Source organism: Ammoniphilus soli, from assembly GCF_040813775.1.
In genome coordinates, this window is record NZ_JBEGDL010000001.1 from 666,169 (window position 1) to 687,458 (window position 21,290).

Sequence of the window (21,290 nt, forward strand, 5' to 3'; positions counted from 1 at the left end):
ATGGATTTGGCTTGACAATGCAGACAGCTTGATGAAAAAGATCGCACTGGTCGAAAAATATGGGTTAAAAGGCTGGGGAGGCTGGAGGCTCGGACAAGAAGATCCTAGAATATGGGATCTGTTGGAAAAGGCAAGAGCCAAGCAAATTCATTCATAAAGCGTAAAGATAACCGGAGAGCTAGAGAATCTCCGGTTATTTGCTGTGAACGGATAGTCATGCTCTTTCAGCCACTGGAAACCAGCCTGGCGTGTTCATAATGGCTTGCCAAAGCGGATCGGGTACGACGAGTTCTTTTTGATCATCTTTTGTTAAAGCGGTTCTAATTTCGGCCTCTTTGCCGCTTTCTAGCTTTTCGACCCAGTCCGGTTCAATGATAAGCTCTCGACCCAGAGCTACAAGAGGAACACCAGTGGCTAACGCTTCGAGCGCATCGTTTGGAGTAACAATAGAACCGACTCCTATAACTGCCGTTTTAGCGCCGACATGCTGCTGGATTAATGCTAATCGCGAGTCCGTACTATCGGTTCCGCGCCTCGGTTTTGAGCGGAAGTCCATTAAGGACACATGCAAGTAGTCGAGTTCTTTATCCGCCAAAGCACCAATCAGTTGAAGCGTATCAGACATTGTAATTCCGGGTGTTCCAGGTTCTTCCGGAGAAAACCGATATCCGACCAAGAATGGTCCTTTAGCATGCTCTGCCACGATCCTCTTCACTTCATCCACCACAGCGAGCGGGAAACTCATTCGCTTTTGCACATCCCCTCCCCAGCGGTCACTGCGGCGGTTGGAATGAGGCGAAAAAAACTGCTGGATCAAGTAGCCGTTGGCCCCGTGAATCTACACACCATCATATCCGGCTTCGATCGCACGTCGGGTAGTTTCTCCAAACGCACGAACGATTTCTTCAATTTCTGCCTCATCTAGCGCACGGGGAACCTGAGCTCCTTCTTTCTCCGAAGGAATAGCGCTGGCACTAACCGTTTCCCCATTGGGGACTAACTCGGGCGGGCATTCACGTCCGCCATGGAAGATTTTTACGTTGGAATTTTAGCACATATATATTGTGTTTGTTTTTTTAACGCGATATCCGTATATTGGACTCATGCTTATAACACTCTAATGATAGTACGTTACTGCAAGCTACTACTATTAGAGGTGAACATCTTGAAAAGACACATTTATAAGCGAGTCACTCCAATCCTTCTTATTGGGCTGTTGCTTTCAGCATGCGGAATTTCTCAGCGGGAGCAAGCAAGGACCCAACAAACGGCCCAGATTGAAAATGTCCAGATTCTTAACAATGGCCAGCCAGCGGTTCAGAATATTACAGTTAGCGTGAAACAGGAGGCAGATGGGAAGCAAGTTTGGATCCCGCTTGATCCGGTGATGCATTCATTAGATCTAAGAAGTCGTTGGGACGGCGAAGAGAAAATGGGGGAATTTGGCTTTACGGATCCATTGTATCGTGTGAAGGCGGGAGATACACAAGCATTGTCCGGGGACCGGACCGTTCCTTTGCCGCAGCCGCCAATTCTTATCAATGGAAAGCTGCATCTAACGGAGCCATCACTTTCCGCGCTGCTTAATGCTCCGGTTACATGGAATGCTTCAGCAAGAACAGTTGAATTACCACGGCTTGCCTTCCGTAATGCCGGGGATGGAGCCACTACGCTAAGTACCGCTAATGTGAGTGGAACAGACGTTATACAGTACGGAAAACAATTTCTAGGGGTGCCTTATCAATTCGGAGCTGAGCCATATGGACCAGGAAACAGAACCTTTGACTGTTCATCCTTTACGCAGCATGTTTACGATCGTTTTGGCGTAGACCTTCCTCGAAGCTCCCGAAGTCAATCTGACGTTGGACGACGGGTAGGCATTAATGATTTACAGCCCGGAGATTTAATGTTTTTTTACACACCCGGAAGGTTCAGCAGCAACCGGATTGTAGGCCATGTTGGAATCTACGCTGGAAACGATAAAATTCTGCATACTTATGGAGATCCCGGAGTGATTCTTGGAGACTTTAATGCGCATTGGAGAGGGCGTTTCCTATTTGGAAAACGGTTGTAAGGAATGAATGAAGCGAATAACTACAATCTTTATACACATACTGAGTAGTATGTGATATCAATCTTTTTCCTATGGAGGATATAATTATGGATAAGGGATTCAAGGAAGCGCTAGAAAAAGATGTAGCGGATAAAATGTACGACGTCAAGGATTATCGGAGTCAAGATACTACGGAGCAGGGGCTAGCTATCACGCATGAGCAGGTCAGTGATTATTATATGGAGGGTACGGTTGGCGGGGTCGATGATCGGAACCCTGAAGATGAACAGATTCCGAGACAGGATTCCTAGTTATAAGCAAGATTGTTTTGAGAAGAGCTCCTTGAAGGGCTCTTTTTCCTATTGTTCAGGGAACGCATAGAACTGTTCGTCAATTGATTTTAGAAAATTCGGAACGTATCAGCAGGTGTGAATTCGTTTAATAGAGAAATTAGGTATTGGTATGATCAAAATTGGGGAGGCGTGACTGAGTTGGAAACAATAAAAAAGATGTTCGCACACATGAATTGGGCGAACCAACGTATACTTGGGACATTGCAAAGCACGGAGGGGGAGAATCCCGCAATAATACGTTTGTTTGCTCATATCCTTCATACAGAATCAGTTTGGGCTACGAGATTACAAGGCTTGGATAGTTCCACTCTCTCCATCTGGCCAGAAGCCAATTTAACGGCTTGTTCGGAACTAATCCTACAAAATGAAGCGAACTTTAAGATAATATTATCCCAGTTATCCGATAAGGAGCTTGATCAAGTTATAGATTATAAAAATAGTAAAGGTCAAGCATTTAAAAGCTCTACGCGAGATATATTAACTCATATTGCCCTTCACGGCCAGTATCATCGCGGACAAATTAACTCCCGGCTTCGTGCTGATGGTGCGGAGCCGGTAAATACGGATTTTATTACCTTTGTTAGATAAAATGGGCGGCCATTGAAAAAGGGAGGGTTCGTTCCACTGAACTAAGGAATTATTTGGGTATATTTCAATATAAAATTCCAATTCTGCCCAATGATTAGAAAAAAGTTGTATAATGAAAGCGTCTATTACTTTTTTTAAGAGGAGGCTGTTTATGTCTTTTTTCGACAAAATGAAAGCTAGCATTGGGATCGGTGCCGCTAAAGTGGATGCGAGATTGGAGAAGAGCAGCTATGCAGCCGGGGAGAAAGTCAATGGTACGATCCATATCGAGGGCGGGCAGATTACCCAAGACATCAACGGTATTGATATTCACCTCGTGACAGAGATTATTCGGGAGGTCGATGATAAGAAAGTCAAAGAGGCGGTTTCCTTTGTAAAAACACGAGCTGCTTCTTCTTTCTCTATCGGGAAAGGGGAGAAGAAAACTATTCCTTTTTCCTTTATTTTGCCCAAGGATTCTCCCATGACGATTGGAAAGACAAAGATCTGGCTCCAAACCGCATTAGACATTTCTCTCGCGCTTGACCCAACGGATCGGGATTATATTGATGTGCAGCCTCATCCTGCTGTAAAAACAATCTTGGAGGCAACCCAATCTCTCGGTTTTGTCTTAAGAAAGACGGAAAATCTCCTGTATCGGCGCAGTGCTCTTGGATTCGTGCAAGAATTTGAATTTGTTCCAACGAGCGGATCATTTAGAGGAAAGCTGGATGAATTTGAACTCGTCTGCCTGGTGGAAGAAAATGGCGTCCGCCTTTTGATGGAAATCGACCGAAAAGCGCGAGGACTCGTTTCATTTCTTGCCGAGGGCCTGGACATGGACGAATCGAAAGTAACGCTTTTCCTGTCATTCCATGAACTGGAACAGGGTGTTCAAACAACCGCAGCACGGCTTCATTCAGTTATTCAATCGTACAGTTAGGATATGGGCCACTGAATGGGGGAGCGTGTAAGCGGCAAGAGAGGGAATAGGACGATGCTCCCCCCTCATATACTCCCGTAAGGGAGAGGATATCATATGAAATTCAATATTGAGTATATCCCCATAAGCAAAATTAAACCCGACTTATCGAGCAAGATGACGCAACGCATAAAAAAGATGCAGAGTTTGCTTTGGGACTGCGTGTATTTATTGGCTGTCCGCAAAAAGAAGGACGGGAACTATGTTGTCCTTAGCGGACATGATCGTTACGAGTATCTTCGGAAACATACAACGAAACAATCTGTACCTTGCATAGTCGATGAAGCCAACCTTTCCTCTGAAACGAAATCATTCCTCCATTGGTTTCGCCATCAAGAGCTTCCGTACCGCATTCCTCTCAGCAAACCCAAGCGCTGGGTTCCAGCAACCTTTACCATTGTTCGGGCTTTTATTAAAGAAGACCCTCGTTTTTTTGATTTAACGCCCATGCAGCAATTTAAGGTGTTGCTTATAGGGATTCATTATAAGAAAACCGTTGTTGCATCGATGAAAAAGAAGGTGGATGAGTTTATATCGAGAGAGTAAGAAAACAGCGGTTGACTATTTATTCCTAATAAATTATATTTAATACGTTAAAAACAGTTGGAATTGTAGGAATCAATCATGATAGGTACAGAGGGGAATATATGGTGATCAGGTCGCTCGTTGCTTGTTTTTATCTGCTTTTTGCTTTTTGGATATCTTCCAGCTCTTCAGAGTTGAAAATGTTTTTCTATCCTACATTAGGTGCATTTTGCTACTTCTTTATCAGCCGTACCTTAGATAATAAGAATGCTTTGAAAATTATTATTATGGCAGTTGTTGCCGCAATGGCAAGCAGTTTTCTTCATTATTTAAATCCAGGTATGTTAACTCTATTCATTACTTGTTTATTGACGCTTTTCATGATCAATTTCTTTAAGTTAAATGCCGCACCCATTGTAGCGGTCGCCCTAATTCCTTATTTTTCAAATACTTCGTCTATCTGGCTTCTTCCGATTTCGGTTCTTTGCTCTTTAGCGGGGCTTTTTGTTACCCTTCATATCTCTTATTATCTAGAGGCAAAGTGGGATGCTTTTAAGGTGCGATTGTCCTTCATTAAACATGACGAAAGCATTGAAAAAGAATTGACGTTATAGATGGCGGTTGAAAGAAGGAACCTTCTCCTTGTGAGTAAGGTTCTTTTTTTGTCCTCTCAGAAATATTGGATGGGATGGCAATCATTTAGTAATGAAATCCACATCAAATTTGTGATAAGTTAACCCTTGTCTTTCAAACGAATTTGCGTGGCTGACGGCTACTCTATATAGAATAAATAACGATATGGAGGAACCGAGATGATAAATCTTAGAGCATTTGCCTCCGTCCTTTCTGTTGCGGCCCTTCTTGCCGGCCTTGCGGCACCAGTGGCGAACGCAGCAACAAGCGTTAATGTTATTGGTGTCAAAGCGGTTAATGTAAGTGCCACAAGCACAGATTATAAGGATCTAGGAGATGTGAAAATTAAGGTAACAGTGGCGGACTTGAATAATGAGGATTTCTTTTTTCTCCGATTGCCTTCTGGTTTTAAATTAAACATTCCTGCAGCAACAGATAGGAAGACTGATATTGCAGGTGCCAAAGTCACCAAGCCAGATGGTTCCACGAAGCCCTTGATTGAAGTGGTGGTTTCCGATCCATGGAACGATGGGGCAGTGAATCATTTGTCGGTTTATCAGACTAATGAAAACGAGCTAAAAGTGGTCGTTAAAAATGCAGCAAAGCCTGCAGATTTGCGGGTACTGAAGTGGATACAACGCTAAAAATCAGCTTAGGCAGCGTATATGTTCCAGGCAATGCTGACACGGCCATACAGGCTGTGCCGGAAGGGGCTTTGGACGTCATGCTTACCGGTTCCATGCTTCAGACAGAGACAGATAAGATAGCGCGTAACCGCAGCTAATGTCATCATTCCAACGAACGGTAATGTAATGAAGTCCGCCGTATTCGTGAGCGGCTCTGCTTCCTACACGGTTAACGGAGAGCAAAAGACGTCCGATGCGGCACCATTTATCGATAAAAATGGACGGACTCAACTTCCCGTACGGGCCGTGGCAGAGGCCTTTGGTGCGTTGGTAGGCTGGGATCCGGCCACTCAAACCGTATATTTGAATTAGATAAAGATTATAGTTTCGCGCCCCATCCAAAGAGGATGGGGCATTTTCTTATTCAGAGATAGGCGATTAAGAAGTGCTGCATGTTACGTTTTTTTAAATTTCTTCACAAGTTCAGGCAAGTGTTTGAAACTCCGGATCGTAGGACCATTGCACAAGGGACAGGCTGGTGAAGGACCTGCTGCAAGTTCTTCTCGGACAAAGGCTTTGCATTCCTTATTTTTGCATCGCCAAATGGGAACAGGTGCTGTATTCGATTTTGGATCTTGAGTTAACAAGTTCAAACACCTCCAGCTATAATCTGCCCTGGCAAGTCTCTCTTCATGCTTTTTATGAAATGAGATGATTTCTCCCGTCAACGTGATAAAATAAATAAAAGATTATATATAGAAATAATTGGAAAGGTGAATAAGATGAAATCGATTCAATTGGCGGAAGTCCAGGAGCATTTACATACGTTTGCAGGGAAGACCTGCCATATCCATTTGGAAACAACTCAAGGGGCATATGACAAACATCCTATCGGCTGCTTTATCCGAAATGCGCAGGTCCAGGTTGAACGTGCACAAATCAGAGGAACGAATCCTTACCGAGTAGGCTTAAAGATTCCCTTGGGCTGGGTTTATGCAGAAGGCTTAAACGTGTTTGATTGGGATGAACGAGGCAGGCTATTGTTGGAAGGCCATGATGATAACGGGAAGCTGCAAGTGGCTTTACATATTCATTTAAATGCACTGTAAGCAATATGAAAGGAGGATATTTATCGATGAACGAACATGTGTTGCTTGTCTATCCCCATCCTGATGACGAAGTCTTTTTTTGTTCAGGAACGGTAATGGGGTTGATTGAAAAAGGAATTCCGGTTACCTATGTATGTCTCACCTTAGGAGAAATGGGACGCGGGCTCGGAGGAGCAAATCGTCATACTCTGCCGCAGCTGCGTCACAGGGAGTTTAAGAATTCATGTGAAATTATTGGAATTCAGGATGTCAGGCTGTGGGGATACCTAGATAAAACGATTGAATTTGAGGATCCAGAGCCCATTATTCAACGACTGCTAGAGCTAGCGGAGGAAATCCAGCCCACTTGTGTTTTCACTTTTTACCCGGGGAAGAGTGTCCATCCTGATCATGATGCAACCGGTTCGTTGGTAGTTGAAGCCATGAGGCGGCTCCCCAAGGAAAGACGTCCTGTCGTACATGGCTCAGCCGTGTTTAGGCTGAATAATGTAAAGGTTAAGGAACCTGATGTGATAAACGATATCACACCATATATCGATCGGAAAATTGCCTGTATCAAGGCATACCCTTCTCAATTTGCCAAGTACATCAAGAAAATCGATGAGGGAGACCTGACGGAACTTCCCAACTTCCGAGAGGAGAGGTTTTGGGTACTGGAGTAAAAATTTATAGGAAGAAGGCTAATGTTTCTATATCCAAACGTTCAATGAATTTAAGTGGGGCTGCCAGAAATGGCAGCCTGATTTTTTCGTTTTTAAGTATTTATATAATCTTTACATGATCTTAATAAAGCGTTAATGCTCCAATAGTACATTAGACTGGTCATAAAATGTCGAAGTGAGGCGTTGTACCTAAAATGGAGACCAAGAGTATGACATCAATATGATATTGGGGGAGAGGTCCGTGAAAATCAATGGCTGGTATCCATTGTTAAATAAAATTAAAAAAACATTTATACCGATTCTCAAGAAATTAAGCCGAGTCCAGTTCACTAATTTGACTGGAATGAGGAAAAAGGTTTTATCCCAACCGTCCACTGTAAGAAAAAAACTGCTAGCTTCCTTTTCGATTATCCTTCTTCTTTTAACCTTTTTAAACTGGATGTCGATTAAGAATATGGACGCCTTAAACTCTAATTCTAAATTAGTCAAGAACGAATGGCTTCCGTCTCTTGAATATGTAAAGGAGATTCAATATCTAACAGAGCACTTGATCGCAACAGAACTCAACTTTGTGATTTCAACTAATACATACAAACGTCAGCACAAATTAGAAATGGAAAACACCCTGACAGAACTAGATAAAGTATTTTTAAAATATGAACCCTTAATTACTTCTGAAGAAGAGAAGAAGATATATAATGAACTAAGAAAAGACTGGTCGGCTTTCTTATTAATTCATCATAAAGTGCTGGAATCAAGAGAAAAGAATGAAGATATCAAAGCGCTTGAGTACATACGTCAAGGAACGGAACAATTTCACGTCATGGAGAATTCGCTGGAAAAGCTGGTTAAACTCAATCATGATGGTGTCTCAAGGGTCATCAGCGATGGAGACCGATTGTATCAGGGAACCAAACAATGGACAATTATCTGGATGATTTTTTCACTCATCCTTTGCAGCATGGTTGCCATGATTCTCGGCCGCCAAATTACGAAACCGCTGGCGACTATTGCAAAAAATGTTAATCAAGTAGCTGAAGGAAATTTATTGGTCGGTGCCGTGGACATAACCAATAAAGATGAGATTGGAAGATTAGCTGAGGATTTTAATCATATGACAAAGAATTTAAGACATTTAATTCAACGTGTCTCGGAAAGCACAGAGCATGTGGCAGCAACATCTACTCAACTAATGCACAGTGCGGAACAGAGTAATCATGCTACGGAAAAAATCTCCCTTGTCATGAAAGAAGTTGCAGCGGGTGCCAAGGAGCAAGTTTCGAGTTTAAGTGGGACAGCCCAAGCGGTTTCCGATATTTCATATGGGATGAGTCATTCTACTTTAGCGATACAAAAAATGGCTGATTCTGCTATGCAAGCAAATCAAAAAGCCTTTGTCGGAAAAGAAATGGCAGGTCGAACCGTTGAACATATGAATATGATGAATGCGAAAATGGACCGAACGGGACAACTGGTTCATGTTCTAAGTGATAAGACGAAAGAAATTGGAAAAATTGTTACGTTTATTTCACAGATAGCTATTCAAACCAATTTACTGGCTTTAAACGCTTCTATTGAAGCGGCTCGCGCTGGTCAGCAAGGTAGAGGCTTTGCTGTGGTAGCAGCTGAAGTTCGTAGGTTAGCTGAACAATCGGCCGAATCTTCCGAAAGTATTAAGTACCTTGTGGAGGATATCCAAAAAGAGGCGTATAATGTTGTTCAAGCGATGACGGATGGAACCGATTCAATAAAAGAGGGGATGATTCTGGTCCATCAAAATGGGGAGGCTTTTAACGATATTGCTTTGATCGTTGAGGATGTATCCTTGCAATCGCAAGAAGTATTTGCCATCGCTCAGGAAGTCTATGCTAGTACGCAGAGTATGACAGACATGATGAACGGAATCGCTGAGATTTCGCTGCAATCCCAAGAAAGCATGCAAAGTGTAGCAGCTGCTGTTGATCAGCAACACGATTCGATGGAACAGATTAAGGATACGACAGCTGCATTGAGCCGGATGGCCATTGACCTGCAGCAATGGATAAGAAAGTTCAGATCTTAATAAAAAAAGGCAGAACGCTTTAAAGCGCCTGCCCTAATTCTCTCAACTCTAAACATTGCTTGTTTAGAATAACCACATTATATCCTCTCAGACAAATATTTTCTATAGCGAAAAACAAAGACTTATCCTGTTTAAGAATGTTAAAACATTTGAGGAATTAATTATCAAGGCTTAGGAGTAAACCGCTTATCTATTGGCGGTTTTTTCTATTCCAAACTTGCTCCCTAGCCCAAACAGAAGAGGTCTTCATGACATACTTTGATTAGTGTACTTAATAGCTTTTTCTAGAGGAGATGCTAATGGAGAAAAGAAAAGCAAAAAAGCGTGCTTTACTCCCGGATTTACTTGCTCTTCCGCCTGAAGATCTGCACATCGAAGCGGAAAATAAAGCGGGAAAGTTCCGTAAACTATTACGTTTAAGTCAATCCTTTGGCAACTTAGGTCCCGGACCGTTACAAGTCCGGCGAGGAAATTCTAGTCCGATGTGTCCGGGGAGGGGGAAAGCTCAAGCTTACCAGGATATTTATTTCACAGATGGGACTAAAAAAAGTTATCGATTAAGAGAGTGCATGATTTATCATCCGCAACACAAGCATTGGCACGTGGTAAATATAGCTCGGTATGATTTATGCCAAATCGATTCGGTGACTGGCGGACCGGGGAAACCCTTAGCATCCAGTGATAAAATCTCATTCTGCATTGTTGACACACACCGTTTAGATTCCAAACGATATAAAGGTCCAAGTTATTCAAGACGCTATTCCTCCTGCAGTACGAGAATTTCGGGTATTACTCCAGGTTGGGCTGATTTATACGATTACTCATTATATGGCCAATGGATTGATATAACGGGTATAAAAGATGGAACATACTACCTCAGAACTACCATCAATCCAAAAAGGCTCTTAATGGAAACCAAACATGAGAATAATGCTGCTTCAGTCAAGATTAAAATTTATAATGGAGGAAGGAGTGTAGCTATCATAAAATAAATGAACCTTTCAGATCTAATACAAGACGGTTCTCAGCAATGGGATAAGTCCCGCAAGAGTGGTGACCTATTCGAGTGGGAACCCTCTAATTATTGCAGACAAGCTATTGATAAGGACAAAGTATGCTAATTTTAGCACAAAAGGGAGTCCCTTCCTTAGAGACTCCGCTCAAAACCTTCATCCATCACTTAGGGATTAAACGATATATTTTATCATCCCCGCGTCTCACATCTCCACGTCCATCCCGATTACTGGTCAATACATAAAGTGAACCGCCAGGTCCCTCCACGATGTCTCTGATTCTCCCGCGCGATTTGAAAAAGCTGGATACTAATCGAATGGAACGAGGATTCTTTCGACTTATGGAAAACCGCAAGATCTGGTTACCTCTCAAATTGGCTACCAGTAATTGCCCCCTCCAGGGACCTCGCGACACGAACGTCATTCCTGCAGGCGCCCACGTTTGGTTCCCGCTTTGGATCAGCGGGGGAGTAAAAGACTGTCTTCGCTGATTTCCTTCAATGAGTGGCCAGCCGTAATTGGCACCTTTGCGAATCAGATTGATTTCATCATGCGCGATTTCCCCATGTTCTGAGCTGTAAAGGAGTCCTGTTCGCGGATCCCAAGCAAGTCCCTGGGGGTCGCGATGACCAAGAGTATAAACCGCGGAGCCTGGAAAAGGATTGTCTCTTGGTATAGACCCATCTAAACGAATACGCAGAATTTTACCCGCTAAACTCTTACGACTTTGAGCCAAATCGGATTGTCCAGCATCTCCCGTGGTAATATAGAGATGCCCATCTGGCCCGATTTTCAGCCTTCCGGCATCGTGCACGGAGTCACCTGGAATATTCGAGAGCAAGATTTTGTTTAACGCTGCTCGATTGTTTTTTTCTACTAGCCGAACAAGTCGATTCCTAATTCCTCGGTTAGTTTGGTAGCTGTAGTAGACATATAAAAAATGATTGCGACGGAAATTCGGATCGACGGCTAAACCCAGCAATCCTCCTTCTCCAACACTGACGAAAGGAGAGGCAAACGTAATAAGCGGTTTTGCCAAAAGTTTCCCGTTTTGTATTACTCGAATTCGCCCAGGACGCTCGGTTACAAACATTCTTCCGTCTGGCGCAAAGTCAAGCGACCAGGGAACTTCCAGCCCTGTAGCCAATACTCTGACGCGATACGGCATAGCCTGACTCAGTGATGCATTCCTTTCTTTTGGATGGTACACGGTTGATCACCTTTTTCCCTAAAGTGAAAATATTGCTGGAACTGAATTTGTCACTAATAAGGTATTGTTCTTAGAACTGTCAGGTGATAGCTATTTTGCATTGCCTAAATCGTCCATTCATCGTGGATAATTCCTACTATATACCATTTTCCATCCTCTTCCTCCAATACGATGCGAAGGCTTCTCCAGTCCATTCCTTCATATTGGGGATCGAAACCTGAAAAATGATATTCAACAATGGTAGCGTTGGGATAAACTTCCTGGCTGTTATCTAGGGTGTTGCCCTGGCCGATTCTTTGGTTAATGGCCGTCTGTTCTGCTTGAGTGTAATCATGGTCATAAACAAATCTTTCGTAGTACTCCGTAAAAGTCATTTCAATAGGATCTCCGGAACCATCAAATGTTCCCCAATGATATACGGTGGTATCCGTCATCAGCAGCTGGGCTTGTTGGGCAGTAAAGACCAAATCTGTTTCTAAGCTCACATAGCCATAGGGTGAAAAACGGATCCCTTTAGAAGGATGAATGTATTGTGATAAAGATTGCATATCCTTTTCTTTTAAAGTAAGTACCGCTACATCTGCAATATCTTCAGGTGCGATCTTTTCCTCCAGATCCGGAGTTTTGGAGTCGTTTTGATCCGTTGTTTCTTGCTTGACTTCTCTTGGAATAACAGGTCCATACTCAGTACAGCCCGCCAATAGAAAAAATAAACCGAGGAACAGAATTTGAAAGGTATTTTTCATTTGATTGCCTCCTTTTAAGTTATTGACGGCTTACTGGAACAGAAGGTTTCAAATAGGAAGAGGGAACAGTGGATTTTGGTTGAATTGATTCAGCCGCCCATTACCCAACGTCACTCTTTTCTTGTTGTGGAAATTGTTTACCCCTGTTGAAATTTGTCGTAAGTTTAAATTTTTAGAAAAAGATAGGTTGTTGTAAATCCATGTTATGATGTATATGTAAACGCTAACAAATGGGAGGGTTATTAATGACTTTAGAAACTTTAATCCATAATTTTATTCAGGTTAAGGAAGTGAAGCCCTCTAATATCAATGAACTTCTGGACTTTATCCAACGCTCCTACATCAGTGAAGAACTTTCCCTTTCTCAGTATCGTGAATTATTCAAAGGTCTCCATGAGCGCGGTGCAGAAAAGCCTATTTATTTTAGTGATTCTGAGGAGATTGAAGAAAGCACTGTAATATTATAAAAAGGTTCCTAATTTAAAGCCTTCGGGGTTACCTCGAAAGGCTTTTTATTTTGTCGGCAATGGTCAGAAGGGTATCATAACTGATCGTGTTAAATTGTGCTATAATAAAATAAGTAGAAGAAAGTCCGTGGTTTTTAAGTGAGGTTATACTCCTTCTTGCATTCTCCACAGGAATTACCCAATGGGTCTCTTATAATTATTGGAGATTAGCTAAACTATTTCTAATTTCTTTTATCCATAAACTAAAACAAAGGTTTAATCTTTACCCTCGCGTTTTTAATAGCAGACTTGAGTTTTTCTAATTATCAAGAGGGACAGAATCATTACCCAAAGGAGTGAGAATTGTTTGGAAACAGCGCATGCAGAGCAACAAATTCAACATCAAAAATTGACAAAACTGAAAATATTAAAGAGAGCCATTTTTATGTTTTTAGGGGCTTGTTTTGTTGCCGTAGGACTGGAGATCTTTCTAGTTCCCAACAAGGTTATTGATGGGGGGATTGTTGGAATCTCGATCATCCTTTCACATCTTTTGGGTATCAAATTGGGCTATCTGCTTTTCTTGCTCAACTTGCCTTTTCTTTTATTAGGATATAAGCAAATCGGAAAGACGTTCGCAATATCCACCTTATTTGGAATAAGCGTTATGTCAATTGGAACATTTTTATTGCATCCTGTTCCCGTCTTGACGAAAGACCCCCTTCTGGCTGCCGTGTTTGGAGGAATCATTTTAGGCGCCGGGGTAGGGATGGTTATCCGTTATGGCGGATCGCTGGATGGCACGGAAATTATTGCCATCTTGTTTAATAAGAAAACGCCTTTCTCTGTTGGGGAAGTCGTGATGTTCTTCAACTTGTTCATTTTGGGCAGTGCCGGTTTTGTGTTTGGATGGGACCGGGCGATGTATTCCCTGATTGCGTACTATATCGCGTTTAAGATGATAGATATCACCCTTGAAGGGTTGGACCAATCAAAATCCGTATGGATTATCAGTGACAAGCATAAGGAGGTAGGAGACACGATTCTAGCTCGTTTAGGTCGTGGAGTGACTTATTTACAGGGTGAAGGCGGATATACTGGTGATGACAAGAAGGTTATTTTTTGCGTAATCACTCGACTGGAGGAAGCCAAGCTCAAATCCATTGTAGAAGAAGTAGACAAAACGGCATTCTTAGCCATTGGGAATATCCATGATGTTAAAGGAGGACGATTCAAGAAGAAAGACATACATTAATGGGAGAAGGTGCAAATGGCATTCACAACGGATAATTCAATCTTTTTATTTTGCTATATTGTTAGTCGTTGGCGTGATAACTACGAAATTACCAAAGAGAACGGTTTTCTTGTTTTTTTATGCGAAAAAAGAGGGAGTCCCTCAAAAGCTAGGCTTTTGGGACACCCTCTTTTTTCTATTTGAGATTTATGATCTTAAAGGACGTAGAAAGCTTGCAGCTAAGCGCTTACGAGGTTTTCTTGGAGTCTACTGTTTAACATTTGGATTCGTTCATTAATCCCTTGTATAGACTGATATAACTCAATTCTTTCTCGCCAGTTTAACATGGGGTCCATAACGTCATCCTTTAGTTTTTCCTTTACTACCCTTAACTCTTCAATGTTTGTCATCAATTCGAGACGCTTGATTTCTACCTTCACTTTCATTTCTCCTTTCGGTAACCCGGCTGCCATGGTTATTCAACGGTAGGCCCGTGGCTTTGCGTCTTCATCTTTCGATGAATTTGCTATTATCGTGGTATAATCTATTTTTATCATAATTATCAGCAAAAGAAAAGGGGTAGTCCTTGTCAAGTTAATGAATATATTGTTTAAATTTGAAGGCTTGAGTGTTTGACAAATATTTTTATACATGATTTTATAAATAAAGCATGATTGTATGCTCATTTATGAGGTCTCGTAGAGAAACAGACTATTTTTATGAAGCTGCAGGAAACGGTTCAAGAAAGGTGAACCGTATTTTCTATTTGTTTGAACTTGAATGGAGGTTGTAGGGTGAGTCTGGAAAATGTTCAACTGGAAACCCATATGGCTCAGAGGGAAGACAGTTTTTTGCAAGGGGTGAAAGATTGCGTTCCGACTTTACTGGGCTATCTTAGCATTGGGTTTGCTGCTGGTGTTGTTCAAAAGACAGCAGGGCTTAGCATAGCGGAAATCGCTCTTTATGCCGGGTCAGCTCAATTTATTGCCGCTGGGATGATAGCCGCAAGCAGCTCGCCTACTGCTATAATTATTACCATTTTGTTTGTGAATTTACGCCATATTTTACTTAGTGCTGCCTTATCTCCTTTTTTTAGACATCTTACACCGTTCAGGAATATGCTTGTGGGTTCTCTTCTTACAGATGAGACGTTTGGCGTTGCGATTAACAAGAGGGCAAAAGAAAGAGGCATCAGTGAAAAATGGATGCATGGCCTCAATATAACCGCCTATCTGAACTGGTTCTTAGCCAATCTTGCAGGGGCGTATTTCGGGCAATGGATTGCAAATCCAGAGAAGTTCGGACTGGATTTTGCTTTGCCCGCTATGTTTATCGGTCTTCTTATTCTCGCTATGATAAGCAGATCCAATTTGAAATTAGATCTTATTGTTGCGGTAAGTGCCGTAATTATCGCTGTGGGCAGCAGTTTTGCGATCTCAGGCAGTATGGGTGTCATTGCAGCGACGGTGCTGGCCTCCACGGTAGGGATGGTGATGGAAAAATGGAAGTAAGATGGGGTATGTTTTTGATTATTGTAGGTACGGCTCTTGTTACGTTCATTCCAAGGGTACTGCCTTTAATGGTACTAAGCCGAATTGAATTGCCGGAGTGGGCTATGCGGTGGTTAAATTATGTTCCCATTTCTGTGATGGCGGCTTTAATCGGCCAAGAGCTTTTGATGCATGACGGAGAAATCTCATTACTTAATTTAGAAGCATTAGCAGCCCTGCCGACCTTTTTAGTGGCCATCATGACACGCAGCTTGTTATCGACAGTCGTTGCAGGGATTACTTCCACCATGGTGTTACGATTTTTGTCGTGATAAAAAGTGTCCTATCGAGCAGGATGCAAGAAAGCGCCTTTCCATTGGGGAGAGGCGCTTTTTATTTGAAACCAAATTTATTTCTTGAACTTGCCTAGTTCTATGGCTACAGGGGTAACTTGATTAGGTGCGGGTGCACAGCATAGAGATAGATCTCTTGGGTCACCAGCCGATTCAAATTCGGAGTCTTCCTTGGTATAAAAGATCTCCCATGCATTGTCATCCGGATCGTACACCCATACTTTATCCTGGACCGCATAACAGCAAGTCGTACCCATTTCGTCAATCGTAAGAAGTCCTGCAGAGCGTAATCTTTCGCCAAGAGCTAATACTTCTTCGGTTGTGTTCACCTGGAAGCCCAAGTGGTTAAGTGCACCTTTTTTCTCAAAAGGTCTTACATTCAGCGAGAAGTGCAGAGCCGGGTCATCTAATTCAAACTTCGCGTAGTTGTCTTTTACCTTGGTGGGTTCCGTTCCGAAAAATGCCCGGTAGAACTTTAGGGATGCCTCTAGATCCTGGCAGTTGATGGCGACATGCATTCTTTTTATCATCGATTTTCCCTCGCTTTCATTTATTTTCCTTCTTTTGCAAATTGCTCCATGCGTGCTTTTATTTCGTCGCGAACCGTACGGAACTGTTCCATAATTTCTCCTTCGGTCCCGGTGGCTTTAGCCGGATCGTCAAAACCCCAGTGCCATCTCTCGGCTTTAGGATTGGATACGACGGGGCAATGGTCATTGGCATGACCGCAAAGCGTAATAATGTAATCCGCATTCTTTAAGGTTTCAGGATCGATGACATCAGAGGTATGGTGGCTGATATCCACTCCGGCTTCTTTCATCGCTTGCACGGCACGAGGGTTTAAGCCATGGGCCTCAAGGCCGGCGCTTCTTACCTCATATTTGTCTCCAGCTATTTCATGCAACCAGCCATGAGCCATTTGGCTTCGGCAGGAGTTTCCAGTACATAGAAAGTATACAAGCGGTTTTTTCATCGTGAGCCTCCTAAAATTCGTTTGATTTTTTTATGAAATAATGATTAACCAAAGGTACAGTCCAAGGAGAGTAATGAACAGGGTAGGAATCGTTAATACAATCCCTGTTCGGAAGTATTGCCCCCAAGTAATGGTAATGTCTTTGCGGGAAAGGACATGCAGCCAAAGAAGGGTAGCCAAAGAACCGATAGGCGTAATTTTGGGTCCCAAGTCGGATCCAATAACGTTTGCATAGATTAAAGCCTCCCGGATGATACCTTCTGTGGATGTCCCCTGTATTGCTAGGGCATCGATCATCACGGTTGGCATATTATTCATGATAGAGGAGAGAATGGCCGCAATAAATCCCATTCCCATCGTTGCTGAAAGCAAACCGTAATCGGCTGTCCATTGGATCGCCTGTCCTAACATGTCGGTAAGACCGGCGTTACGAAGTCCGTAAACGACAACATACATCCCGATCGAAAATACCACGACTGCCCAGGGAGCCTCTTTTACCAGCTTTAGAGTATCCACTTTTTCGCTGCCTTTCGCTATCCAAATAAAGACGATTGCCGCGATTCCTACGATAAATGAAACAGGAATTTCAAAGGTTTCGCTCAAAACATACCCTAATAACAGGACTGCTAAAATGATCCAGGACAAGCGAAATAGTTTCAGGTCCCGGATCGCTTCACTTGGCTTTTTCAATTGCGACAGGTCATAGCTAGCAGGGATGCTCCTGCGAAAATACAGGTAGAGCACACCTAAACTGGCAAACAAGGAGAAAAAATTAGGAATCAGCATTCGGCTCGCATATTCCACGAAGCCAATGCCAAAGAAATCTGCGGAAACAATGTTGACTAGATTACTGACAATCAGCGGCAAGGAGGTAGTATCAGCGATAAAGCCGCTGGCTATCACATAAGAGATGACCATTTTTTCATCAAATTTCAAAGCCCGAACCATAGCTAGTACGATTGGGGTTAAGATCAGAGCGGCCCCGTCATTCGCAAAAAAGGCAGCAACCGCAGCACCAAGTAAAATGACATAGACGAACATGAGCTTTCCGTTTCCTTTAGCGAGGCGAGCCATGTGCAGGGCAGCCCATTCGAAAAAACCAATTTCATCCAAGATCAATGATATGAAAATGATGGCAACGAACGCTAAAGTCGCGTTCCATACAATGCCTGTAACGGTCCATACGTCTTGCAGCGTGACCACTCCAAAGCTAAGGGCCAATAAAGCACCAGCTGAAGCAGACCAGCCAATGGAAAGACCTCTTGGCTGCCAAATCACAAAGACAAGCGTAATGGCAAAAATGATAGCTGCTAACATGACTTCTCTCTCCTTCAGTTAGGCCTCGCATTGGACAAGGAGGCCTTTCTCCTCTAATTCCTTAAGTTTCTCGGAAAGGTCAGGCAGCTTATCTAATGAAAAGCCGATATCTTCAAATTTGCTGTAGTTGAGCGAATAAAAGACCCATTGCCCTTTCCTATTTTCCGTGACTAAGCCAGCACTTTTTAATCGGCTTAGGTGTTTGGAAATAGCTGGCTGCGATATGTTGAATATCGGGGTGAATTCACAGACGCAGCAATCACGATGTTTCAGCAGAGTAACCATTTGAAGTCTTGTTGGGTCTCCTAGAGCTTTCAAGCAGTCAGATACCTGGTTTAGATCCATCTATCATCCCTCCCGTTTGAAGTAAAGCCTTTTTATTATTTACTGTATTCCCAACAAACAACATTATAATATAACAATATGGTTATATCAATATTGAGTCTCATTTTGTCTTAGAACATGAACCGTTTGAAATACCTGTGTATTGTCGGTTCTTTTAAAATTTGGTTAAATAGTAAGAAGAGTTATTAAAACTGGAGTTGAGATTGCATGAAGACCAATATATGGGCATTTATCAAGAGGCTTGAAAAGGTTTGGTTAGCAAGACTTTTTTCTCTCACCTTGTCAGTCTCGATTCTCCTGCACATTATGGATGGTTTCAAAGCTCCCCATTATTTCTTATGGGAAGCGATAAATATAGCGGTTCTCCTGCTGCTCGGAATACCGATGCTTTTAAAATTAAAATCCAGTGAGAAAGTAAAAATTATCGCGGAAAATGAGTTGAATGAAATCAAGGAAGAATTCAGGGATACAGTACGCGAGCAACAAGGAATGACTTTTAAGTTTAAAAAGGTGGATGGTAAATTTATTCACACTTTATGTGATGGCGCCCTACTGTATAGGATAGGATTGACTCCAGAACAAGTCGTCGGAAAGGAATTGCATGAGTTTCTGTCACAAAGTAACGCTTCGCAGAAAGAGTTGTTTTATGAACGCGCTTGGAATGGTGAAGAAAATGTAGTTTATGAGGGTGAGGCCAATGGCATTACTTACCTTGCCTCTTTGCGACCGGTCATGAGAAATGGGGAAATTTGCGAAGTGATTGCGTCATGTATAGATATTACCAATTTAAAAAAAGCCGAAGAGCTGATTAAACGGTCTGAAAAATTATCACTTGTGGGGGAGCTAGCGGCTGGAGTAGCCCATGAAATACGGAATCCCCTCACTTCCTTGCTTGGATTTGTCCAGCTTTTGGAGAGGCAAGGAAGCGACCCGCATTATCTAGAGGTTATGAAATCGGAATTGCATCGAATTAATTTCATTGTAAGCGAATTTTTGGTGTTAGCTAAACCCCATCTTAAGCAATTCCAAGAGCATGATATTAGAAACATCCTCAATGCAGTGATGCCAATCATTGAAACGCAGGCAGCCATTAATAACGTAGAAATTGTGTTAGAGACGAACGATGTAATTCCCATGATAAAATGTGAGGAAAATCAATTAAAGCAAGTTTTTGTAAACCTGCTCAAAAATGGAATCGAATCCATGAGCGCTGGCGGGGTGCTTTCTATTGAAGTAAATGTGGAGAACGATCTCGTGTTAGTTCGTATTATAGATCAGGGATGCGGAATCCCACAGAACATTATTAGCAGAATAGGTGAACCGTTTTATACCACCAAGGAAAAGGGTACGGGTCTAGGAATCATGGTTTGCTATAAAATCATTGAAGATCATCATGGAAAAATGTCAATTTCGAGTGAACTGAAAAAAGGAACAACCGTTGAAATAAAACTACCGATCCATGCATTAGCAGAAGAACATCTGGCAACGGCATGAGAAAGGGCACGTATGGAGGAAAAGCAAGGGAAGATTATTTTGTTTGATGGCGTGTGCAACTTTTGCAATTTTTGGATCAATCGGCTTATCACCTTGGATAAAAGAGAGGTTTTCCGCTTTGCTTCCCTTCAATCAGATGCGGGAAAGGCGCTAAGGGAGAAGTATCACATTACATCAGAGTTGGACTCCGTAATTTTGCTGGATGACGGCCGGTATTATACAGAATCAATGGCGATCCTTCGTATTTGCAAAAATTTAGGCGGTGGCTGGCGTATTCTTTACGTATTAAAGATTGTTCCTGATCCAATCCGAAACGGGATGTACCGTTGGGTGGCAAAGAATCGGTATCGCTTGTGGGGAAAACAGGACTATTGTATGATGCCAACTCCTGAGAGAAGGAGGAGATTTTTGGAGTAATAGGGGAAGCCAAAAAAGTCCTTATTGCCTATGCATAAGGACTTTTTAGGTAAGTTTGTACATTTGAAACTCCTGTTATGCTTTAAGGTATTAATTCCATTAACGAATGGATAGTGTCATTTCTTCCGCAATCTTTTTCTTTAGAGATTCGAACTCCATTGAGTTTAGTTTTCCACGTTGAATCAGCATGGTTCGTAGGGTTTCTAGTTCAATTTTGGTCTCCAAAATCCATTTTGTTAATTCTGCCTCATTCATCTGACTCACCTCCTTCTTTACACTTTTTATTATACTAGATTCGAATTCACTTTGTGATACACTTCACAAATCAGTAACATCGTTTTCACGTTTTGGATGAAAAAGGGACACAATCTGTTCAACATTGATTAAAATGGTTTTCGGTTGACATAATAAATCTAGTGTAAATAGAAAGGGGGAAAGCCAATGGCTAAGAAGAAAGTTGAAATTGATATCTTGCTGGAGGAGGATAAGACGTGGGACGTGGATGTTTTTTATTTGCAAGCGAATGAATGGGTACTTGATGAAGATTTATCCGATGCCCACTTTCAAACGAAGGAAGCGGCACTTCGCTATGTGGAAGATTTAAAGAAAAATCCCCGGATCGAGATTGGAAAGGTAACCGAAAAAAAATAGAGGACTAACATTGGATTTGTTAGTCCTTT

Annotated in this window: 30 protein-coding genes, 1 pseudogene and 1 riboswitch; of the genes and pseudogenes, 21 read left to right on the top strand and 10 right to left on the bottom strand. The window is 42.3% G+C overall.

Annotated features, from left to right (window positions below; genetic code table 11):
- Positions 1-31 precede the first annotated feature (31 nt).
- Positions 32-157, top strand: a complete 126-nt coding sequence (locus tag ABLT31_RS03700; protein ID WP_367749014.1) for a hypothetical protein — start codon at positions 32-34, stop codon at positions 155-157.
- A gap of 57 nt (positions 158-214) precedes the next feature.
- Here the strand turns inward: ABLT31_RS03700 and ABLT31_RS03705 are convergent.
- Positions 215-1,039, bottom strand: a pseudogene (locus ABLT31_RS03705) (oxidoreductase); the annotation flags it as partial.
- Between the two features lie 126 nt (positions 1,040-1,165).
- Between ABLT31_RS03705 and ABLT31_RS03710 the strand changes: the two are divergent.
- The 9 genes from ABLT31_RS03710 to ABLT31_RS03750 all read left to right on the top strand — a co-directional run bounded on the left by ABLT31_RS03710 (position 1,166) and on the right by ABLT31_RS03750 (position 6,111).
- Positions 1,166-2,074, top strand: coding sequence for a C40 family peptidase (locus tag ABLT31_RS03710; protein WP_367749016.1), 909 nt, complete (start codon positions 1,166-1,168; stop codon positions 2,072-2,074).
- A gap of 86 nt (positions 2,075-2,160) precedes the next feature.
- Positions 2,161-2,364 carry a YozQ family protein gene (locus ABLT31_RS03715; RefSeq protein WP_367749019.1) on the top strand — a complete coding sequence of 68 codons (204 nt, stop codon included), beginning with the start codon at positions 2,161-2,163 and terminating at the stop codon, positions 2,362-2,364.
- Positions 2,365-2,562: 198 nt separating this feature from the next.
- On the top strand, positions 2,563-2,994 hold the full coding sequence (locus ABLT31_RS03720) for a DinB family protein (RefSeq protein WP_367749022.1): 432 nt from the start codon (positions 2,563-2,565) through the stop codon (positions 2,992-2,994).
- Between the two features lie 151 nt (positions 2,995-3,145).
- Complete coding sequence (locus ABLT31_RS03725; protein ID WP_367749025.1) at positions 3,146-3,916, top strand: sporulation protein; 771 nt, start codon at positions 3,146-3,148, stop codon at positions 3,914-3,916.
- Between the two features lie 96 nt (positions 3,917-4,012).
- The gene (locus ABLT31_RS03730) at positions 4,013-4,501 is read left to right on the top strand and encodes a ParB N-terminal domain-containing protein (protein ID WP_367749027.1); all 489 of its coding nucleotides are present in this window, start codon (positions 4,013-4,015) and stop codon (positions 4,499-4,501) included.
- A 104-nt stretch (positions 4,502-4,605) separates the two neighbouring features.
- Positions 4,606-5,094 (top strand): hypothetical protein, encoded by a 489-nt coding sequence (locus ABLT31_RS03735; protein WP_367749028.1) that lies wholly within the window; start codon positions 4,606-4,608, stop codon positions 5,092-5,094.
- Positions 5,095-5,292: 198 nt separating this feature from the next.
- A complete protein-coding gene (locus tag ABLT31_RS03740; protein WP_367749030.1) occupies positions 5,293-5,757 on the top strand; it encodes a hypothetical protein in 465 nt (154 codons plus the stop codon).
- Positions 5,742-5,897, top strand: coding sequence for a hypothetical protein (locus ABLT31_RS03745; RefSeq protein WP_367749032.1), 156 nt, complete (start codon positions 5,742-5,744; stop codon positions 5,895-5,897). Before ABLT31_RS03740 ends, ABLT31_RS03745 begins: the two co-directional genes overlap by 16 nt.
- 28 nt (positions 5,898-5,925) lie before the next feature.
- Positions 5,926-6,111: a copper amine oxidase N-terminal domain-containing protein gene (locus ABLT31_RS03750; RefSeq protein WP_367749034.1), complete on the top strand. Its 186-nt coding sequence runs from the start codon at positions 5,926-5,928 to the stop codon at positions 6,109-6,111.
- Positions 6,112-6,194: 83 nt separating this feature from the next.
- Here the strand turns inward: ABLT31_RS03750 and ABLT31_RS03755 are convergent, their stop codons facing one another.
- Entirely contained in the window at positions 6,195-6,386 is a 192-nt protein-coding gene (locus ABLT31_RS03755) for a cold-inducible protein YdjO-related protein (protein ID WP_367749037.1), read from the bottom strand.
- A gap of 135 nt (positions 6,387-6,521) precedes the next feature.
- Between ABLT31_RS03755 and ABLT31_RS03760 the strand changes: the two genes are divergently transcribed.
- The 4 genes from ABLT31_RS03760 (at position 6,522) to ABLT31_RS03775 (ending at position 10,564) form a co-directional block, all read left to right on the top strand.
- Positions 6,522-6,848 carry a DUF1806 family protein gene (locus ABLT31_RS03760; protein ID WP_367749039.1) on the top strand — a complete coding sequence of 109 codons (327 nt, stop codon included), beginning with the start codon at positions 6,522-6,524 and terminating at the stop codon, positions 6,846-6,848.
- Positions 6,849-6,874: 26 nt separating this feature from the next.
- Positions 6,875-7,510 carry a bacillithiol biosynthesis deacetylase BshB2 gene (gene bshB2 / locus ABLT31_RS03765; RefSeq protein ID WP_367749042.1) on the top strand — a complete coding sequence of 212 codons (636 nt, stop codon included), beginning with the start codon at positions 6,875-6,877 and terminating at the stop codon, positions 7,508-7,510.
- A 241-nt stretch (positions 7,511-7,751) separates the two neighbouring features.
- Positions 7,752-9,572 (top strand): HAMP domain-containing methyl-accepting chemotaxis protein, encoded by a 1,821-nt coding sequence (locus ABLT31_RS03770; RefSeq protein WP_367749044.1) that lies wholly within the window; start codon positions 7,752-7,754, stop codon positions 9,570-9,572.
- Between the two features lie 299 nt (positions 9,573-9,871).
- Positions 9,872-10,564, top strand: coding sequence for a lysyl oxidase family protein (locus ABLT31_RS03775; RefSeq protein WP_367749047.1), 693 nt, complete (start codon positions 9,872-9,874; stop codon positions 10,562-10,564).
- Between the two features lie 184 nt (positions 10,565-10,748).
- Here the strand turns inward: ABLT31_RS03775 and ABLT31_RS03780 are convergent, their stop codons facing one another.
- Entirely contained in the window at positions 10,749-11,795 is a 1,047-nt protein-coding gene (locus ABLT31_RS03780) for a PQQ-dependent sugar dehydrogenase (protein ID WP_367749049.1), read from the bottom strand.
- Between the two features lie 104 nt (positions 11,796-11,899).
- Complete coding sequence (locus ABLT31_RS03785; RefSeq protein WP_367749052.1) at positions 11,900-12,541, bottom strand: hypothetical protein; 642 nt, start codon at positions 12,539-12,541, stop codon at positions 11,900-11,902.
- 245 nt (positions 12,542-12,786) lie between these two features.
- Here ABLT31_RS03785 and yppF point away from each other — a divergent pair, with 245 nt between their 5' ends.
- Positions 12,787-13,008, top strand: coding sequence for a YppF family protein (yppF, locus tag ABLT31_RS03790; RefSeq protein WP_367749055.1), 222 nt, complete (start codon positions 12,787-12,789; stop codon positions 13,006-13,008).
- A 424-nt stretch (positions 13,009-13,432) separates the two neighbouring features.
- A complete protein-coding gene (locus tag ABLT31_RS03795; RefSeq protein ID WP_367749351.1) occupies positions 13,433-14,242 on the top strand; it encodes a YitT family protein in 810 nt (269 codons plus the stop codon).
- A gap of 218 nt (positions 14,243-14,460) precedes the next feature.
- Here ABLT31_RS03795 and ABLT31_RS03800 read toward each other — a convergent pair whose 3' ends face one another.
- Positions 14,461-14,694: a hypothetical protein gene (locus tag ABLT31_RS03800; RefSeq protein WP_367749058.1), complete on the bottom strand. Its 234-nt coding sequence runs from the start codon at positions 14,692-14,694 to the stop codon at positions 14,461-14,463.
- A riboswitch (cyclic di-GMP riboswitch) is annotated at positions 14,675-14,759 on the bottom strand. Its footprint overlaps the gene before it by 20 nt.
- 256 nt (positions 14,760-15,015) lie before the next feature.
- On the opposite strand from ABLT31_RS03800, the gene ABLT31_RS03805 reads away from it, so the two are divergent.
- Both ABLT31_RS03805 and ABLT31_RS03810 read left to right on the top strand, forming a co-directional pair.
- The gene (locus tag ABLT31_RS03805) at positions 15,016-15,732 is read left to right on the top strand and encodes an AzlC family ABC transporter permease (protein ID WP_367749061.1); all 717 of its coding nucleotides are present in this window, start codon (positions 15,016-15,018) and stop codon (positions 15,730-15,732) included.
- Positions 15,723-16,043, top strand: coding sequence for an AzlD domain-containing protein (locus ABLT31_RS03810; RefSeq protein ID WP_367749064.1), 321 nt, complete (start codon positions 15,723-15,725; stop codon positions 16,041-16,043). The genes ABLT31_RS03805 and ABLT31_RS03810 overlap by 10 nt, the downstream gene beginning before the upstream one ends.
- Positions 16,044-16,120: 77 nt before the next feature.
- Here ABLT31_RS03810 and ABLT31_RS03815 read toward each other — a convergent pair whose 3' ends face one another.
- The 4 genes from ABLT31_RS03815 to ABLT31_RS03830 are packed head-to-tail and all read right to left on the bottom strand — an operon-like array spanning position 16,121 to position 18,699.
- Entirely contained in the window at positions 16,121-16,594 is a 474-nt protein-coding gene (locus tag ABLT31_RS03815) for an ArsI/CadI family heavy metal resistance metalloenzyme (RefSeq protein ID WP_367749067.1), read from the bottom strand.
- A gap of 20 nt (positions 16,595-16,614) precedes the next feature.
- A complete protein-coding gene (arsC, locus tag ABLT31_RS03820) occupies positions 16,615-17,037 on the bottom strand; it encodes an arsenate reductase (thioredoxin) (RefSeq protein ID WP_367749070.1) in 423 nt (140 codons plus the stop codon).
- A gap of 30 nt (positions 17,038-17,067) precedes the next feature.
- Positions 17,068-18,354: an arsenic transporter gene (locus ABLT31_RS03825; RefSeq protein ID WP_367749073.1), complete on the bottom strand. Its 1,287-nt coding sequence runs from the start codon at positions 18,352-18,354 to the stop codon at positions 17,068-17,070.
- An 18-nt stretch (positions 18,355-18,372) separates the two neighbouring features.
- On the bottom strand, positions 18,373-18,699 hold the full coding sequence (locus ABLT31_RS03830; protein WP_367749074.1) for an ArsR/SmtB family transcription factor: 327 nt from the start codon (positions 18,697-18,699) through the stop codon (positions 18,373-18,375).
- A gap of 207 nt (positions 18,700-18,906) precedes the next feature.
- On the opposite strand from ABLT31_RS03830, the gene ABLT31_RS03835 reads away from it, so the two are divergent.
- Positions 18,907-20,193, top strand: coding sequence for an ATP-binding protein (locus tag ABLT31_RS03835; RefSeq protein WP_367749077.1), 1,287 nt, complete (start codon positions 18,907-18,909; stop codon positions 20,191-20,193).
- 12 nt (positions 20,194-20,205) lie between these two features.
- Entirely contained in the window at positions 20,206-20,610 is a 405-nt protein-coding gene (locus ABLT31_RS03840; RefSeq protein ID WP_367749079.1) for a thiol-disulfide oxidoreductase DCC family protein, read from the top strand.
- Positions 20,611-20,709: 99 nt separating this feature from the next.
- On the opposite strand, the gene rpmC is transcribed toward ABLT31_RS03840, so the two are convergent.
- Entirely contained in the window at positions 20,710-20,865 is a 156-nt protein-coding gene (rpmC, locus tag ABLT31_RS03845) for a 50S ribosomal protein L29 (protein WP_367749081.1), read from the bottom strand.
- Between the two features lie 186 nt (positions 20,866-21,051).
- On the opposite strand from rpmC, the gene ABLT31_RS03850 reads away from it, so the two are divergent.
- Positions 21,052-21,261 carry a hypothetical protein gene (locus ABLT31_RS03850; protein WP_367749084.1) on the top strand — a complete coding sequence of 70 codons (210 nt, stop codon included), beginning with the start codon at positions 21,052-21,054 and terminating at the stop codon, positions 21,259-21,261.
- Positions 21,262-21,290: the final 29 nt, after the last annotated feature.